Annotated in this window: 10 protein-coding genes and 1 pseudogene; 3 read left to right on the forward strand and 8 right to left on the reverse strand. The window is 70.0% G+C overall.

All coding sequences use genetic code 11. The features are described 5' to 3' along the window. Positions 1-185: 185 nt before the first annotated feature. Together O5O46_RS09185 and O5O46_RS09190 are read right to left on the reverse strand one after the other, a co-directional pair. Positions 186-917: an SDR family NAD(P)-dependent oxidoreductase gene (locus tag O5O46_RS09185; RefSeq protein WP_269854813.1), complete on the reverse strand. Its 732-nt coding sequence runs from the start codon at positions 915-917 to the stop codon at positions 186-188. A 92-nt stretch (positions 918-1,009) separates the two neighbouring features. Beyond that, a complete protein-coding gene (locus O5O46_RS09190) occupies positions 1,010-2,413 on the reverse strand; it encodes an MFS transporter (protein WP_269854814.1) in 1,404 nt (467 codons plus the stop codon). A 136-nt stretch (positions 2,414-2,549) separates the two neighbouring features. Here O5O46_RS09190 and O5O46_RS09195 point away from each other — a divergent pair, with 136 nt between their 5' ends. Beyond that, the gene (locus tag O5O46_RS09195; RefSeq protein WP_269854815.1) at positions 2,550-3,263 is read left to right on the forward strand and encodes a TetR/AcrR family transcriptional regulator; all 714 of its coding nucleotides are present in this window, start codon (positions 2,550-2,552) and stop codon (positions 3,261-3,263) included. 70 nt (positions 3,264-3,333) lie between these two features. Here O5O46_RS09195 and O5O46_RS09200 read toward each other — a convergent pair whose 3' ends face one another. Further along, a complete protein-coding gene (locus O5O46_RS09200) occupies positions 3,334-3,573 on the reverse strand; it encodes a hypothetical protein (RefSeq protein ID WP_269854816.1) in 240 nt (79 codons plus the stop codon). Positions 3,574-3,924: 351 nt separating this feature from the next. Between O5O46_RS09200 and O5O46_RS09205 the strand changes: the two genes are divergently transcribed. Both O5O46_RS09205 and O5O46_RS09210 read left to right on the forward strand, forming a co-directional pair. Next, the gene (locus O5O46_RS09205) at positions 3,925-4,116 is read left to right on the forward strand and encodes a DUF2795 domain-containing protein (RefSeq protein WP_269854817.1); all 192 of its coding nucleotides are present in this window, start codon (positions 3,925-3,927) and stop codon (positions 4,114-4,116) included. Positions 4,117-4,228: 112 nt separating this feature from the next. After that, a pseudogene (locus tag O5O46_RS09210) lies at positions 4,229-5,150 on the forward strand (glycosyltransferase family 2 protein). A gap of 179 nt (positions 5,151-5,329) precedes the next feature. Here O5O46_RS09210 and O5O46_RS09215 read toward each other — a convergent pair. The 5 genes from O5O46_RS09215 to O5O46_RS09235 are packed head-to-tail and all read right to left on the reverse strand — an operon-like array spanning position 5,330 to position 17,205. Next, complete coding sequence (locus tag O5O46_RS09215; protein WP_269854818.1) at positions 5,330-7,102, reverse strand: ABC transporter ATP-binding protein; 1,773 nt, start codon at positions 7,100-7,102, stop codon at positions 5,330-5,332. Further along, positions 7,099-8,895 (reverse strand): ABC transporter ATP-binding protein, encoded by a 1,797-nt coding sequence (locus tag O5O46_RS09220; RefSeq protein ID WP_269854819.1) that lies wholly within the window; start codon positions 8,893-8,895, stop codon positions 7,099-7,101. Before O5O46_RS09220 ends, O5O46_RS09215 begins: the two co-directional genes overlap by 4 nt. Continuing rightward, complete coding sequence (locus O5O46_RS09225; protein WP_269854820.1) at positions 8,892-10,496, reverse strand: (2,3-dihydroxybenzoyl)adenylate synthase; 1,605 nt, start codon at positions 10,494-10,496, stop codon at positions 8,892-8,894. The genes O5O46_RS09220 and O5O46_RS09225 overlap by 4 nt, the downstream gene beginning before the upstream one ends. A gap of 29 nt (positions 10,497-10,525) precedes the next feature. Further along, positions 10,526-11,818 (reverse strand): salicylate synthase, encoded by a 1,293-nt coding sequence (locus O5O46_RS09230; protein ID WP_269854821.1) that lies wholly within the window; start codon positions 11,816-11,818, stop codon positions 10,526-10,528. Then, entirely contained in the window at positions 11,815-17,205 is a 5,391-nt protein-coding gene (locus tag O5O46_RS09235) for a non-ribosomal peptide synthetase (protein WP_269854822.1), read from the reverse strand. The genes O5O46_RS09230 and O5O46_RS09235 overlap by 4 nt, the downstream gene beginning before the upstream one ends. Positions 17,206-17,223 lie beyond the last annotated feature (18 nt).

A 17,223-nucleotide genomic window follows, 5' to 3' on the forward strand; every position in this document is an offset into this window, starting at 1 on the left:
TCCCGTGGACAGGCAGGCTGCATCGGCGAACAGGCCGTGGCCACCCGAAGGGCTGGCGCCTCCTACGCCAACTCCGCTGCAACGCCGAACAGATCATCGGCATCGTGAGGACCGTCGTCGTCCTTCGCGGACGCCCTACAGAAAGCGACGATTTACGGAAGGATCGCGAGGTTTCCAGGTTGCCGTCAGGTCAGTCGCCTTCTGTCATGGAGGAGTCGGCCGGTGGGCCCGTCCTCGTCCAGGGTCGCTGCCCACACGACACCGCGTGCGCTTTCACTGGCGGGACGTGCGTCGTCTTCGTCGCCGCGTTCGGGGTGGGTGGCGGTCTCGCCCGGGTCGACGGCGTTGACGAGGATGGGCGTGTCCTTCAGTGCCCGAGCCAGCACGGTGGTCAGGACGTTGAGCGTGTGTTTGGCGAAGGAGTGGGCCGGTGCGCGCAGGCTGGCGCCGAGGTCGAGCCCGGTGGCGATCTGCTGGGCGGAGATGCTGGAGACGTTGACGATGCGGGCGGCGGGGGCGGCTTTCAGCAGAGGCAGCAGTGACTGGACCAGACGCCAGGGGCCGACCACGTCGACCTCCAGCGCGGAGCGCACGGCGTCGGGGTCGGCGTCCAGTGCGGACAGCACGGTGAAGTCGACGGCGTCGGATGCGTTGTTGACCAGGGCGTCCAGGCGGCCGAAGGTCCGGGTGAGGTAGTCGGCGGCCTCGTCCATGCTGGCCGCATCGGTGAGGTCGAGGCGAAGGGCTGTCGCCTGGTGGCTTTCCTGGCGCAGTTGTGCGGCCAGGGATTCGGCGCGGGAGACGTCGCGCGCGGTGAGGATCACGTGGTAGCCGAGCTCGGCGAGTTGGCGGGCGACCGCGAAGCCGAGGCCGAGCGGGCGGCTGGTGCCGGTGATGAGCGCGGTCTTCGTCGTCATGCCGTTTTCCTTACGTTGCAGGAAGGGCCTTGGCGGGTGCTGTTGGTCCGCCCGGCCCAGGGCAGGGAGGATTCCGCTCCCGGAGCCCGGGTTCACTCCTGGGCCTGCTGTGAGTGCTTGGGCAGGAGCCCGACGAGCAGCAGGGTCAGGAAGTACAGGCCGGCGCAGATGGCGAGGATCAGTTGTGCGGCGGCGAAGTAGGAGTGTGCGGAAGGGTGTCCCACGCGGGCGAAGAACGCGGTGCCCAGAGCGGCGACGCCGATGGCGTTGGCGAACTGCTGGACGGCGTTGAGCATGCCCGCGCCGGTGCCGACTTCCTCGGCGGTGGCGTCGCCGAGGATGAAGTCGAACAGCGGGATGAACACCAGGCCCGCGCCGAAACCGGTCAGGAACAGCGACGGTGTCAACTTCCACACCGTGATGCCGGTGCCCCAGTGGGCGGTGGACCACCACAGGGCGAGCAGGCCGATGACGGCGATGGACAGCCCGATGTGCAGAGCGGCACGCCCCAGCTTCCCCGCGAGCGTTCCGCCGCCGAGCAGAACGGCGACGGCGGTGCCCAGGGCCCAGGGAATCAGCGTCAGTCCGGTGCGCAGCGGCGTCCAACCCATGCCGAGTTGCAGTAGCAGGTTGACGACCAGGACGAACGCGCTCAGCGCGCCGTAGAACCCGGCGACGATCATCAGGCCGACCACGAAGCTGCGCTTGCGGAACAGGGACGGTGCGATGACCGGATGGCTGCTGCGGCGCTCGGAGACGACGAACAGCGCGAGCATCACGACCGAGCCGGCCATCATGGTGTAGGTCCAGGCCGGCCAGTCGAGTTCGCGTCCCTGGATGAGCGGGATGATCAGCAGGGTGGAGCCGGCGGTGAGCAGGCCCACGCCGGTCAGGTCGAGGCGGGCACCGGGATCCTCGCCGCCACGGCGGGGCAGCACGCGCCAGCCGAGCGCGAGGGCGATGACGCCGAAGGGCACGTTGATCAGGAAGATCGAGCGCCACTGGCTGCCGAACAGGTCCAGGTGCAGCAGCCAGCCGGCGAGGATCGGCCCGCCGACCGTGGCCAGGCCCATGATCGGGCCAAACGGCATCAGCGCCTTGCGCAGGAGTTCAGGCGGGAAGACGATCTTCACCAGCGCCATGCCCTGCGGTATCAGCACGGATCCGAACAGGCCCTGCAGCAGTCGCGCGACGATCAGGAAGGCGGGGCTGGGGGCGAGTCCGCAGGCCAGCGAGGTGAGGGGGAACCCGGCCATACCGATCAGGAACAGTCGGCGGCGGCCGATCAGATCGCCGAGTCGGCCCGAGGTGATCAGACCGAGCGCGAAGGCCGCGGTGTAGGCGGACAGCACCCACTGCAGGGTCATCGGCCCGCCACCGAGGTCGGCCCGGATGGACGGCCCGGCGAGGTTGGCGACGCTGGAGTCGATGAGATCCATGATCTCGCCGAGGAAGACGACAACAAGCACGAGCCACGCGGCACGCAGCGGCAGCACGGCGTTGACGCCGCCGCGCGAAGAGCACTGTTCGATAGATACGAACAGTATTCGACACTTAGAACGTTGCTCGCGTCAACCCGAACAACGTTCGCCGCACATGGAACGAGGTTCGTTCATCCGGTATGCTCGGAACATGCCACCGACACCTCAGCAACGGCGCGCAGCGCGGCACCACCAGTCCGTTCCCGATGTGAGTGCGCCGCCGGCGCGAGGTCGGCGAGCGAAGCCGATCACTGTGGACGCCGTCGTCGACGCGGCCCTCGACATCGTGGCGCGCGACGGCTACGAGGCCCTGACCATGCGCCGCGTGGCAGCCGCTTTGGACACCGGGCCGGCATCGCTGTACGCCCACGTCGTCAACAAGGACGACCTGGACGAGCTGCTCATCGGCCGCCTGTGCGCCGAGATCGACCTGCCCGAGCCGGACCCCGCCGCCTGGCGGGAGCAGATCACCAGCGTCTGCACCCAGATGCGCGACCAGTACCTGCGCTACCCCGGCATCTCCCGGGCCGCGCTCGCTGCCGCCCCCACCAACGAGGACACGCTGCGCCTCGCCGAAGGCATGCTCGGCATCCTGCTCGCCGGAGGCGTCGCCCCGCAGACCGCCGCCTGGGGCATCGACTCCCTGACGCTCTACGTCAACGCCTACACCCTTGAGCTCTCCCTGCTGAGCCGCTCCGGCAACGAGTGGGTCGTCAGTCGGGACGAACTGCTGAGCCGGTTCTCCAACCTGCCCGACACCTTCCCGCAGACCAAGCGCTATGCCGCCGAACTCACCGCAGGAACCGACCACGAACGCTTCGACTTCACCATCGAGCTGATGCTTGACGGTCTCGCGCCCCGCTGAGGCCAGGCGCAGGCAACCTGACTCGTCCCTGGGGTTCCGCGGTCCGCACTCTCTCTGGCACGGCGAGGAGTCAGAGTCGCGCGCCGTCCTCCCCACGTTGCTGGTAGATGGTCTCCGCGTGGCGCCGCAGGACCTCGGCCCACTGACCGGGGTCACGCGCGATCGAGATGCCGCCCGCCAGCACGTAGAGCTGCCGTTCGTTCAGGGGTTGCTGCGTGTTGGTCGCCGGGTCGACCAGGTCGGCGAGGTTGGTGAGCACTCGCGCGATGTGATCGGCGTCCTGCCCGTCGAGTTGCACGTTTTCGGCCATGGCCGGGAGCGTAGCGACCAGAGGACACGCAGCGATTCGAACTCCCCCTGGGCCTTGGGCCGTGTGGATTACGAGATCGACCGGGAGGCGGCACGGCCGCCGGGCGGGGCCGTATGCCGGATGCCGCCCGAGGAGGAGTAGCCGGCCACCCTGCGGCTTCCACAGCCAGCGCGCGGGCTGCCACCTACCAAACCGTCGGTACCCGCACGACGTGCGCTCACCAAGCCGCCGGGTCAGGCATACGGGTTGTAATCAGGAAATCGCGGGAAACATATCGAATAGTCCGCTTTGCTGACGGCGCCGCAAGGGTGCCGGAAGCATCGACGTTCTTCGACGACATCGGAGGTAGGCATGGCACGCCTGAGCCCCGTCGATCTGCAGAAGGCTCTATCGGGAGCCGACTACCCGAGCGACCGCGAAAAGTTGATGGAGCGCGCCAAGCGTAACCACGCCCCCAAGGAGGTCACGGAGGAGCTCTCCCACCTGCAGAAGAAGACCTACGAGAACCCCGCCGAAGTGAGCAAGGCCGTATTCGGCGAGTAGTGCCCACCGACGTACCGTCGCGAACGCCGGGCGGGTCCGACGCAGAGGGCAAAGTCGGACCCGCTCGGGACGACCGCCGCCCTCGCCGGACGACCGCAACGGAGAGATCGATGTGGCTGAGGATCGCACTACCGTCGCGGTGATCACGCACAACCGACGGGCCGAACTGCGCCACACGCTCGATCGCCTGGCGGCGCTTCCGGAACGTCCCACGGCGATCATCTGCGACAACGCCTCCACGGACGGCACCGCCGAGGCGGTCGCCGAACGACATCCCGATACGGCACTGCTGCGACCAGGCAGGAACCTCGGTGCCTGCGGACGCAACCTCATCGCCCGCCAGGTGGAAACGCCCTATCTGGCTTTCTGTGACGATGACACCTGGTGGGAGCCCGGTTCGCTCACGACGGCGGCCGACCTCCTCGAAACCCATCCACGGGTAGCCGCAGTCACCGGTCGGATCCTCGTCCACACTCCAGACTGCGAAGACGGCGGTCCGACACAGCCCTATAGGACCCCATCGTCGCCGAACTGCGTCACTCCCCCGTGCCCGGACCCGCCCATCTGCCGGGTCCGGCGCTCGGCTCGATCCTCGCGGCTGCCAGCGTCGTGCGCCTGGACGCCTTCCGCGCGGTGGGAGGCTTCTCCCCCGTCTCTGGCTCGGTGGCGAGGAAGAACTCCTCTCCGCGGACCAGTGCGCGGCCGGGTGGTGGCTGGCCCATGCCGAAGAACTGGTGGTGCACCACCGCCCGTCACCTGCCCGCGACTCCAGGCTCCGGCGACGCCAGGGGATCCGGAACACGCTGTGGTTCGCCTGGCTGCGCCGCCCCGTCGGCAGCGCGGTACGGCGCACCGCCTACCTCGCTGCCACCGTGCCCAAGGACACCACCTCACTGCTCGCCTTCTGCGAGGCGGCGGCCGGAATGCCCTGGGTGCTGCGCGAGCGGCGGGTCGTGCCCGCCATGGTGGAGCGGTCACTGCGCCTGCTGGAGGCACCACAGAGGTCCTCCCGCGCCCGCCGCTACGTGGGCTGAGGGTCGCACGCTCCTGTGATGCCGTGCCGACCTGGTCGAACTCCACTGCATCTACAGGCGCCGAAGATCCGCCACGACGAGTTGGGGAGAGCTCAGCGCCGCCATCAACTGCCGCGACACCCGTCCCGGCCTCATGCGTGAGTACGCAAGAGGTGAAGCCAACTGCCCTGTCTCGGGTGTCACTCGCGGACGGCAGTGGCCACACCGGAGTGGCCCACGTGCCACTGCCGTGCCGCCAATTGAGCCGCCCACATCCGGGCGTAGCGGCCGTCGCGGTCGGCGAGCAGTTCTGTGTGGGTGCCCCGCTGGGTGACGCTGCCAGCGTCGAGGACGAGGACCTGGTCGGCGCCGACGACGGTGGACAGGCGGTGTGCGATGACGACGACGGTCTTGCCGGCCACCAGGCGGTCGATCGCTTGCTGCACCACGACTTCTGATTCGGTGTCCAGGGCGGCGGTCGGTTCGTCGAGCAGGATGACGGGGGCGTCCTTGAGGATGGCCCGGGCGATGGATATCCGCTGGCGTTCACCCCCGGAGAGAGCGGAGCCGATCTCGCCCACGCGTGTCCGGTAGCCCTCCGGGAGGCGGGAGACGAAGTCGTGGGCGTTGGCGGCGCGCGCGGCGGCCTCGATCTCAGCGTCGGTGGCGTCCGGGCGGCCCATGGCGATGTTGGCGCGGATGGTGTCGTCGAAGAGATAGACGTCCTGGAACACGATCGCGATGTGGCGCAGCAACTCGTCCGGTTCCAGCGTGCGCAGGTCGACACCACCGAGGCGGATGGTGCCGTGCTGCGGGTCGGCGTAGCGGCTGATGAGTTTGGTGATGGTGGTCTTGCCGGAGCCGGACGGGCCGACCAGGGCGGTGAGGCTGCGTTCGGGCACAGCGAAGTCGACGCCGTCCAGGGTCGGTTGCTGCTGGCCGTCGTAGGCGAACGTGACATGGTCGAAGCGGATGTCGAAGGCGGTGGGCCGCTGTTCGCCAGGGGCGACGGGCAGGGGCTGGGTCGCAAGGACATCGTCCACCCTGCGCAGCGCCGCTTCGGACAGCTCGAAAAGCTTGGTCATCACGGCTGCCATGCTGAGCGGTTCGGCGAAACGGGCGGCGGTGACGACCACGGCGACCAGGACCACCGGGGAGAGCCGCATGCCCAGGGCGAGCGCGGAGCCCAGGGCGACCAGTGCCACGAGGGCGAGTTGGACGACGAGTTGGGCGCCGGCGACGGGCAGTGCGGCGGACCGGTTGGCTTCGACCTGGGCTTGGTGCTGGTGGGCAAGGACGGGGGTCAGGCGCGGGGAGTCGGCGCCGGCCTGGCCGGTGGCCTTGAGTACGGGCAGTCCTTGGACGTACTCCACGATGCGGCTGGAGAAGGCGGCGTCGGCCTCGTCCGTCTCGTGAAAGCCGGAGTTGGAGCGGCGCTGTACCTGGCGCACCAGTGGGAGAGCGGCCAGTGTGGCCGCGGCCAGCACCAGTCCGAGCCGCCAGTCGAGGGCCAGGACGACCACCCCGAGCACGGCCGGTACGGCGACGAGCTGGATGAAGAGGGTGGAGAGGGAGGAGATGGCGCCAGCCGCGGTGGTGGCGTTGTTGCCGACAACAGAGGTGAGGTCGCCGGCCGCCCGGCGGGCTAGCTCCTGCTGCCGCATGGACCGCAGTTTGACGCCGAGCCGGAGCCTGGTGGTGTGGGTGACGAGGTGCCAGTAGTCGTATGTGAACGCCATCTCGCGGATGCGCAGGGCCGCTTCGACGCAGACCAGGACGGCCAGTGCGCCTACCCAGAGCCAGGCCCGGCCGGTGCGGACCGGCTCGTGGATCAGCGCGGCGAGCAGCGGGACGAAAGTGGCGTAGGCGGCGGCCTGGACCAGGGAGGCCGCCGCCGAGATCCGCAGGGTGGCGCGGAACTGCGGGGCGTACGGGCCTGCGGCGGTGAGCATCAGGCGAAGGATCCGCCTCATCGGCCAGTCTCCAAGGTCGCGGTCTCCAGGTCAGAGGTGGCCAGACCCCAGCGGGTGGCCTGTTCGTGGCGGGTCCACAGCTGCGCGTAGCGGCTACCGGCGGCGACGAGTTCGGCGTGTCGGCCGCGTTCGGCGACCCGGCCACCGTCGAGGACCACGATCTGGTCCACGTCGACGATGGTGTTGAGACGGTGGGCGATGATCAGGACGGTCCGGCCCTGGGTGAGCCGGGCGATGGCCTGTTGGATCGCGGCCTCGTTCTCGGGGTCGGCGAAGGCTGTCGCCTCGTCCAGGATGACGATCGGCGCCTGGGAGAGGATCGCGCGGGCGATGGTGATGCGCTGGCGCTGTCCGCCGGACAAGAGTGCGCCGCGCTCGCCGACTTGGCTGTCGTAGCCTTCGGGCAGTTCGGTGGTGATGAAGTCGTGGGCTGCGGCGGCTTCGGCCGCCGCGTGTACCTCGTCATCGGTCGCGTCCGGCCGGGCCAGCCGGATGTTCTCGGCAACGGTGCCGGTGACCAGGAACGGCTCCTGGAACACGAGGGCGATGTGCCGGAGCAGGACGTCACTGCGGATCTCCCGCACATCGACGCCGCCGATGCGCACGGAGCCGGACTCGACGTCGTGGAAGCGGGGAATGAGCCTGGCTACCGTGGACTTGCCGGAGCCGGATGGTCCGACCAGCGCGCACACCGTGCCCGCCGGGATGTCGAGGTCGATCCCGTCGAGCGCCGGGCGACCTCGGTCAGAGGCATAGCTGAAGCGGACGCCTGTGAGGGTGATGGCCGAGCCGTTCGGGTCGCGGGGGTGCTCGGGTTCCGGCAGGGCGGGCGCGTCGAGCAGTTCGGTGATCCGGACGGCCCCGGCTTTGGAGTCGTTGATGTAGTTCGTCAGGTGCATCAGCGGTGCGACGGCTTCGATCGGCATCGCGCCGATCAACAGGCCGAGCAGCAGATCGGTGTCGGAGATCCAGCCGGCCGCGCGCATCGGCACCGCGGTGGCCGCGACCAGCAGGAGCGTGGGGAGCGGCACGATGAAGAGCTTCGTCAGGAGCCCGGAGGGCCGCGAGGTGGCCAGCCATCCGGCGACGGCTTCGGTGAACTCCCCCACCGCGGTGGAGAAACGCCGGAAGGAGCCCCGGCCGTCGTCGAAGGTCCGAACCACCGGCATGCCCTGGACGAACTCGACCACGGCCGCGGTGACGCTCTCGTTCGCCTGGTTGTAGCGTTCGCGCTGCTGGGTGTAGTCCCGAGAGAGCAGGGACAGGCAGACCACCGCGATCGGGATGATCAGCAGCACGGCGAGCAGCAGTCGCCACTGCACCACGCCGAGAGCTGTCAGTGCGGCGAGCGGCTGAGCGACGCCGGAGCCGGCGAACGGCAGGGAGTCGGCGACCACGTTGTGCAGCGACTTGACGTCGTCCTGCACGATCTTCTTGATCGGGCCGGAGCCCAGTCGCTGCACTTCGCCCAAGGGCATCCTGGCCAGGGTGTCCGCGAGTTTGCCGCGGAGCACCACTTCGAGTGCGTACGAGGCCTCATGGGCGACGTTCTCCGCACGCCATCTGGCGGCGAATGCGGTCACGAGCGCCACCAGCGCGCCCGTAGTCCAGGCGGCGATGCCCGATCGATGGCCGGAGAGCAGCTCGCCGACGGCGAAGGCCACGCAGACGTAGCCGACCACCGCCGCGACGCCGCCGACCACTGCGAGCAGTGCCGCCCGGCCGAGACGGGCCCGCGTGGCCGGGGCGAGCGCGACCAGGTCCATTACGCTGCGCAGACCACCCTTGTTCATCGCGTGCTCCCTGCGATGCGTTCGGCGAGCGCCCGCTTGTTGACCTTGCCAAGTGCCGTGCGGGGGAAGGATTCCATCACTTCGACGCGGTCCGGCAGTTTGAACGCGGCGAGGCCGAGGGCTGTGAGATGGGCGTTCAGTTGCGCGCGGGTGGGCGGGAGGCCGCGGGCGATGACGCAGGCGCAACTGCGTTCGCCCAGCGTCGCGTCCGGGATTCCGACGATGGCGACGTCACGTACGGCCGGGTGGCCGAGCAGGTGGTTCTCGACCTCCTCGACCGGGATTTTGTCCCCGCCCCGGTTGACGACCTCCTTGATCCGCCCCTCCACCGCGAGGTGCCCGCTGGGCAGTTGGCGCACCAGGTCACCGCTGCGGTAGTAGCCGTCGGGAGTGAACGCGGTGCGGTTGTGGTCGGCGGCCCGGTAGTAGCCGCGCACCGTGTACGGGCCGCGGACCTGCAGCTCGCCGACCTCGCCGGGTGCCACCTCGCGGTCGTCGGTGTCCACGATCCGCAGCTCGTCATCGGCGGCGAGGGGGCGGCCCTGGGTATGCAGCAGCAGCTCGTCGGGGTCGTCGAGGCGGGTGAAGTTGAGCAGTCCCTCCGCCATGCCGAAGACCTGCTGCAGGCGGCAGCCCAGCGCCGGACCGATGCGCGCGGCGGTGTCCGGCTTGAGCTTGGCGCCGCCGACCTGGAGTAGCCGCAGGGTGCTGAGGTCCGCCTCCGCCCACTCGGCGGCCTCCAGCCAGAGCAGGGCCAGCGGCGGTACGAGCGCGGTGACGGTGACCCGTTCGCGTTCGATCAGGCGGAAGGCATCCTCGGGACTGGGGGTAGGGCTGAGCACGACCGTGCCGCCGACGTGCAAGGTTCCGAGGACACCGGGGCAGGCCAGCGGGAAGTTGTGGGCGACGGGGAGCGCGGCCAGGTAGCGGGTGGTGGCATCGAGGCCGGTCGCCTCGGCGCTGGCGGTGAGGTTGTAGACGTAGTCGTCGTGTGTCCTCGGGATCAGTTTGGGGGTGCCGGTGGTGCCGCCCGACAGAAGGAGGAGGGCGACGTCGGAGGGATGGAGTGCGGGCAGCGGCTGCGGTTCGGCGTAGATCGACGACAGGGCGGTGAACTCCCCCGGGTCGCCTGCCACCAGCACGTGGCGCAAGGTCGGTGTCCGCTCCCGCACGATCCGGGCGAGGGGACGGTGGTCGAAGCCGAGGTGGGAGTCGGGGATCACATAGGCGACGGCCTCGGAGAGCCGCGCCAGGTGGCCGATCTCGGTCTCCCGGTGCGCGGGGAGGGCGAACACGGGGATCGCCCCGAGCCGGAAGAGCGCGAAGGACAGGACAAGGAACTCGGCGACGTTCGGCAGGTGCACCAGCACCCTGTCCTCGGGGGCGATCCCCAGGCCGTGCAGACCGGCCGCCAGGCGGTCGGCCCGCTCGTCGAGCTCGTGGTAGGTCCAGCGGCGGTCGCCGTCGATGACGGCGGTGTGGGCGGGCCGGGCCACGGCCCGGTCTCTCAGCAGCGAGCCGAGCGTGTACCCCTGCCAGTAGCCGCGTTCGCGGTAGCGGGTCGCGAACTCCTCCGGCCAGCCGGTGAATCCGTCCAGCATGACAGCCTTTCCTGCAATCTGACGATGCATCAGTTATCGGGCACGACGTACGGAGCGACGCTGGCGAGCTTCTCGCAGGTCTCCTCGTACTCCCGAGCCGGGCGGGATGCTCCAACCACACCAGCGCCCGCGCGCAGCCACGCCCGCCCGTCGCGCTGGTAGACCGCACGCAGCACCAGGGCGGCATCCAGCGAGCCGTCGCTGTCGGCCATCAGCACCGTCCCCGAGTAGAGGCCGCGTGGTTCCTCCTCCAACTCCTCGATGAGCCGGTACGCGGCCGGCTTGGGGATGCCGGAGGCCGTGACCGGTGGGAACACCGCGCCGAGTGCGTCCCATGCCGTATGGCCGTCGGCCAGCGTCGTGGCGACGCGGGAGGCCAGGTGCTGCACGCTGCCGCGCGGTTTGACGGTGAGGAACTCCGCGACCCCGGTGGTACCCGGCCTGCCCACCGAGGCCATCTCCTCGAAGGCGAGTTTGACGGAGGTGGCGTGCTCGAAGACCTCCTTGGGGTCGCTCAGCAGCTCCGCCCGCAGGGCCTCGTCGGTACGCGGGTCGCCGGTGAGCGCTCGGGTGCCGGCCAGCGGCTGGGTCGAGGCCGTACCGGCGCCGTCCACCTCCAACACGGTCTCCGGGCTGAATCCGGCCGCCCGCCAGCCGCCGAGGTCGAGCAGGAAGGAGCGGGCCGGGGTGTTGTGCCGGCGGCCGAGTACGTAGGTGGCGCACAGGTCGACGGCGAAGGGGATGGGCACGGTGCGCGACAGGATGACCTTCTGCAACCGATCGCGTCCGATCTCCGCCACCGCGCGGGCGACGCCGGCACGGTAGGACCGGTCACCGGTACGGACCTGTACCGGCACGGCGTCGGCGCGGGGCGGTTCGGCGGGTTCACCCAGCAGCTTGCGGGCGGCGTCGAGGGTGTCGTCGTCGAGGGCGCGGACCAGGATCTCGTTGTGCGCCACCTGGAACTCCAGTTGAGGAATCATCAGGTGGGCCAAACTCTGCCGCGCGCCTTGGCCACCCTGGCTGGCGAGTTCGAAGCAGGCCCAGCCGTAGGCGCGCCAGCCCGCCAGCGGTACCCGGTCGAGCGCCGCTTGTATCCGCCGCCAGGGGGTCCCGGCCCAGGGCTGGTCACCGCCGAAGGTGCTGCGCACACGACGTGCGTCGACGCGGATCTCCCCCAGCGGATTTCCCGCGACGTACCATCGCTGCCCGCGCTCGTACACCACGTGGTCGCCGAGCAGGCCGGAGCCCACCAGCTGGGCGACGACCGCGAGCGGGTCGAACCGGCCCTCGACCAGCGCCTCCCGGTAGCTGTCTGTCACGATGCCGTCTCCCTCACGGTGATCGGTGCGGCGATGAGCTCGGCGACGTGGCGCGCGTTCTGCTCCTCGATGCAGCTGAAGTGGTTGCCTTCGATGTCGGTGACCTGCATGTCCCCGATGCAGACCGCGCGCCAGAAGGCGAGGGTCGTCTCGTCCATCCCCGGTGCGAAGCCGGACGCCCCGTTCGGGCGCAGGAAGCGGATGTCACCGGCGTACGGCGCTGGGGTGAACCGCGCGGACAGGAAGCTCTGCCGGAAGACACGGAACATCGCGCCGACCATCTCCGCCGGCATCTGTTGGCCCGTCGCCTCGGAGGCGGCGCGGGCGTACTGAACGAATCGTTCCTCCCGGGTGTGGGCTTCGAGGCTTCGGAAGTAGGCGGCGACACGGTCCAGTTCGGGGTCACCTCCGACCTCGGCCAGGGCGCCCTTGGGCACCCGTCCGTCGTGGCCCTCGACCACCTTCATGAAGGCGCGGACCATGGCGTCGGTGTCGACTTCGCCGAAGCCGGTCTGCTGCAGAGAGATGTGAAGGTTGGGAATGAAGAGCATCTCGATCATCACGTCGTCCTCGACGTCGATCACCACGGGGTGGCTGCTCACCAGGATCAAGTCCTCGACCAGTACGCCCCGTTCGTCCAGCCGCCGGGCCACTTCGGCGGCGAACAGGCCGCCCAGGCAGTAGCCGATCAGCTGGAAGCGGGTATGTCCCTCGGCCAGCAGTCGCTCGGCGTAGTCGTCGGCCAGCCGCTCGACCACCTCGGCCGGATCGAGCGAGGTGTAGGCCTCGGTGTCGTCGATGACGATTCCGAGCACCGGGCCGAGGTCCTGTGCGACCAGTTCCTTGGCCAGCGGCCGGAAGCAGTCCATCGTGCCGAGCCCGGCGTGGAACAGCACCCGCACCGGGCCGTCTCCACCGGTGCTGAAAGGCACCAGAACGGCGTTGCTGGAATCGGCGCGTCGCCCGGCAGGAGCGGCTGCGCGTATCTCCGGGCGTGCACGCAGGAATCGGCTCAGCGCCTCGACGGTGGGATGGTTGAGCAGTTGGCGCAGCAGCGTGTCGAACGGTACGTCGGCGGCTTCCGGCAACTCCTCGCGCAGGCGTCCGGCCATCCTGGCCATGATCAGGGAGTCGGCGCCGAGGTCGTAGAAGTTCTCGGTGCGGCCGATCCGGCCGACGGCCAGGGCGGCTGACCACAGCTCTGCGAGCTGGGCCTCGAAGGGGTCGGCGGGTTCGTCAGCGCGCGCCGCACGGATGCCGCCGACCGACGCGGGCCGCCAACCCTGCAGCGTACGGCGGTCGATCTTGCCGTTGCCGGTGAGCGGGAGCGCGTCGACGATCTGCAGGTGTGACGGGAGCATGTGGGACGGGAGGCGAGCGGCCAGATGGCGCAGCAGGTCCGCCTCGGTCACTGTTGCCCGGTCGGTCTTCAGGCGGGCGGCGAAGAGGTGGACGCCCTGAGGCGCGAGGGTGTGGTCGTCGGCGGGCAGGCAAAGCACGTTTTCGACGCCGGTGACCTTCGCCAGCAGTTCCAGCCACTGGTCCCGGTCGAGGTACGACGAGCCGTTCGTACGGCGGGGATCCTCGGGGGCGGTCATCATGAACGCCTGGGAGGCCAGGATCCACGGGTGTTCCCGGGTCGGCTCGGTCAGCACCAGCCACCCCCCGGGGGCGACCAGTTCGGCGAGCCGGGCGAGCGCCGCCTCGGTGTCGCGGGCGTTCTCCAGCACGCCCGCGGCCAGCACCACGTCGAAGGAGTTCGGTGCCAGACCCTGCGCGCGGTGGTCCGCGTCGACGTCGAAGACCCCGAAACGCACCCACGGATGTGCGCCGAAGCGGTTGCGCGCCTCGGGCAGGAAGAACGGCGAGACGTCGGTGAACAGGTAGTCGGTCGCGAAGCCTTCGGCGAGCGTGGCGAGGACGCCCTCGGTGGTACCGCCGGTTCCAGCTCCCGCTTCGAGGACCCGCAGCGGGCGGCCCGCCGGGTGCTGCTCGGCGATGTGCCGGAAGAGCGAGGAGACGGCGCCGTTGAGGTAGCGGGCCATGCTGTGCTCGCGGTACAGCGCGTGGGCCGTGTCGAACTTCCCCTCGGGAAAGAGCAGTTCGACCGGGTCCTGCTCGCCGGTCAGCAAGGCGGGCAGCCGTTCGGCGTTGCGTCGCAGATAGGCGAGGAACTGCGGGGAGCCCAGCTCGTCCGTCCAGGCCGCGGAGACCTCCGCCCAGCGTTCGGCCGCCGCTTCCTCGTCGACGGGGCCGAGGTCGGCTTGCGCCAGCACCGCCCGCCAGCGCCCGACCAGCCACTCGTGGCGCGGGGCGATCGCGGCCCCCGCTGCCTCCACCTCGCGCAGCGCATGAGCCATCGAGGTGAGCACGGCCGTATCGAGTCGCTCGACATACGTCTCGACCTGTGCACGGGTCAGGCCCTCGGCGACCTCGTCCGCCAAGGCGCCCACCGGGGCGGGGACCTCGCCGCCGCTCCGGGCGGCGCGGGCGCACTCGGCCACCGCCAGCAGGCCGGTTTCGGAGCCGGAACCGTCCAGGACGACGCCCGCAGCGGCGACGGCCGGGTGCTCCAGCAGCGCGGCCTCGATCTCCCCGAGCTCGATCCGGTGGCCCCGGAGTTTGACCTGGGTGTCCTCCCGTCCGAGGAACTCGATTTCCCCGCCGGGCAGATAGCGGCCGAAGTCGCCGGTGCGGTACAGCCGTTGGCCGTCGTGCGGGTGGGTGATGAAGCGGTACGCCGTGGTCTCGTGGTCGCCGAGATAGCCCTCGGCGAGTCCCGCTCCGGAGATGTACAGCTCACCGACCGTCCAGACCGGGCAGTCGCGCAGCGCGGTGTCCAGCACTCGGAAGCCCTGGTTGGCGAGGGGTACGCCGTACGGGATGCTCCGCCAGTCCGGGGTCAGGCCGCTGTACGGGTGGTGGATGGACCAGATCGACGCCTCGGTGGCGCCGCCCAGGCTGATCACCCGCAGCCCGGGCAGGCGCCGGGTGATCGCGTCGGGCAGGGTGATCGGGATCCAGTCGCCGGAGAGCAGGGCAAGGCGCAGCGTGGGCAGCGCGATCCCCGGCTCGGTCTCCAGGTAGGTGGCGAGCATCTGCATCAGCGCGGGTACCGAGTTCCACACCGTCACGTCGTGCTCGGCGATCAGCGCGGCCCAGTGTGAGGGGTCGGCGCGTCGCCCGGCGTCCGGGTAGACCAGGGCGCCGCCCACCGCGAGAGGGCCGAAGATGTCGTAGACGGAGAGGTCGAAGCCGAGGTTGGCCAGACCCAGGACGCGGTCCTCACCAGTGACGCCGAAGCGGCGGTTGATGTCGGCGATGGTGTTACCCGCGGCGCGGTGGCTGATCACCACGCCCTTGGGGCGTCCGGTGGAGCCGGAGGTGTAGATGACGTAGGCGGGTTGGTCCGGGTCGCCGCCGGTCGGCACGGTTGCCGGTGTGGTGGAGGGCAGTCGGTCCACCGCGATGATGTGCGTGCCTTCCGGCCAGTCGGCCTCCACCCAGGACTGGGTCAGCACGTGGCGTACCTCGGCGTCCGCGAGGATGGCGGCGCGGCGCAGCGGTGGCTGGACGGTGTCAACCGGCAGGTAGACGGCCTCGCAGAGCAGCGTCCCGAGTACGGCCGTGACTTGTTCGACGCCCTTGTCCATGACGATCGCTGTGCGCTCCCCCGGCGTACAGCCGGCCGCGCGCAGAGCCTCGGCGACAGCGGTGGCCTGGCCTGCCAGTTCGCCGTAGGAGACAACGCCGTGCGGGCCGTACACCGCGGGTCGTTCCGGGGAGCGCGCCGCGTGGGCGAACACCGGCTGGTGCAGCAGGGTGTCGGGCAGGGGCGCCGCGGTGTCGTTGACTCGGCGGCGTTCCTGCTCCTGCCAGGCGGGCAGCGGGACGGACTCCCCGGCGTCCCAGGTCTCCTCGCTGGTGGCGAGGGCGCGCAGCAGCGCTTCGAAGGCGGCGTACATGTCGTCTACGACGCCTTCGGGGAAGACTCCTTCGCGGGTGTCCCAGTTGACCTGCAGTCCTTCGGTGTCGTCCATCGCCTGGCAGTCGATGAACACCTGCGGTGTCTGGGTGATGCCGAAGCCGCCCAGCCGACCGGAGACGTGGCGGCCGTCCTTGCCGTCGCCCAGACCGATGGCGCTGGTGAACACGATCGGCATGAGAGCGGCCTCGCGCCCGCGCCTGCGGGCGAGTTCACGCAGTACCTCGACTCCGGAGCACAGCCGGTGGTCGAGGTCGTCGAAGAGCTGACCGCTGACCACCTTGGCGCGTTCGGTGAACGAGTTACCCGTGTTCCAGTCCACGGCCAGCGGGTTGACGGAGGTGAAGTCGCCGACGATCCGGTCGACGTCCGGGTGCAGCGGCAGTCGGCCCAGCACGGTGAGGTTGAGGGAGAAGCGGGACGTACGGGCCCACCGCTCGATCACGGCCGCGTAGGCGGCCAGGACGGCCGAGGACGGGGTGAGTCCGCGCCGTTGGGCACGCTGTTTGAACTGCTCCCAGGCGGAGCTGTCGAGCCTCAGGAAGCGGCGTCGGAAGCGAGGCTCCGACTGGCTGTCGGCCGTCGGCAGTTCCGGTGCGGGCGGAAGCTCGTCGATCCGGGCCCACCAGTAGTCCCTGTCGCGCTGGTAGCGGCTGCTCTCGCGCAACTGGCGTTCCGCCAGCAGGTAGTCGCGGAACCGGACACCCAGCTCAGGCAGTTCACAGGCAGGGGCCGCGTGCAGGGCCTCGAACTCGGCCAGTAGCAACCGGATGCTGGCCCAGTCCGCAATCAGGAAGTCCAAGGACAGGTGCAACACGGCGCGGTCGGGACATCGGCTGACCCGCAGGTCGAACAGCGGCCACCGGGTGGTCTCGTGCACCTGGTGGCCCAGTTCCTCCCGCACGGCGTCCAGCGCACTCTCGATCCGCTCGTTGTCCGCCTCCCGCAGGTCGGCCGCCGGAACGGACAGGTGGGGGACGCTCGGCAGGACCCTCTGGGAGCCGTCGGCCTCGATGACGGCCCGCAGCATGTCGTGGCGGTCGATGAGCCGGTTCCACGCCGCCTCGACGCGCTCCGGGTCGAGGTCGGGGTAGTTCACCTCCAGGTAGACGTGGCAGGCGACCCCGCCGTAGCCGAAGGCGTCATTGCGCCCGAGGAGGTATGCGGCCTGGACGTCGGTGAGGGGGAACGGCTCGTGTGCGGCCCGCGGTGCGGGCGTGATGACGGTCGGGGTGCTCTCGGCCCGCAGGTGTTCGATGACGGCGGACTTCGCGCTCCGCAGCGCGTCGCGCTGCTGCGGGGTGAGGGCGCCCTTGGGAGCCCGGTAGCGCAGTTCACCGGACTCCTCCCACAACGTCACTCCGCTGCGGCGTAGTTCGGCGATCAGCTCTGCTGGGCTCATGCTTGTCTCGGCCTTCTG

Origin of the sequence: Streptomyces sp. RPT161 (assembly GCF_027533845.1) — a bacterium.
GTDB lineage: Bacteria > Actinomycetota > Actinomycetes > Streptomycetales > Streptomycetaceae > Streptantibioticus_A > Streptantibioticus_A silvisoli_A.

Excerpts from the sequence above, each read along its gene's own strand:
- O5O46_RS09185 (WP_269854813.1), bottom strand. The coding sequence starts at position 917 with ATGACGACGAAGACCGCGCTCATCACCGGCACCAGCCGCCCGCTCGGC.
- O5O46_RS09195 (WP_269854815.1), top strand. The coding sequence starts at position 2,550 with ATGCCACCGACACCTCAGCAACGGCGCGCAGCGCGGCACCACCAGTCC.
- O5O46_RS09200 (WP_269854816.1), bottom strand. The coding sequence starts at position 3,573 with ATGGCCGAAAACGTGCAACTCGACGGGCAGGACGCCGATCACATCGCG.
- O5O46_RS09205 (WP_269854817.1), top strand. The coding sequence starts at position 3,925 with ATGGCACGCCTGAGCCCCGTCGATCTGCAGAAGGCTCTATCGGGAGCC.
- O5O46_RS09215 (WP_269854818.1), bottom strand. The coding sequence starts at position 7,102 with ATGAGGCGGATCCTTCGCCTGATGCTCACCGCCGCAGGCCCGTACGCC.
- O5O46_RS09220 (WP_269854819.1), bottom strand. The coding sequence starts at position 8,895 with ATGAACAAGGGTGGTCTGCGCAGCGTAATGGACCTGGTCGCGCTCGCC.
- O5O46_RS09225 (WP_269854820.1), bottom strand. The coding sequence starts at position 10,496 with ATGCTGGACGGATTCACCGGCTGGCCGGAGGAGTTCGCGACCCGCTAC.
- O5O46_RS09235 (WP_269854822.1), bottom strand. The coding sequence starts at position 17,205 with ATGAGCCCAGCAGAGCTGATCGCCGAACTACGCCGCAGCGGAGTGACG.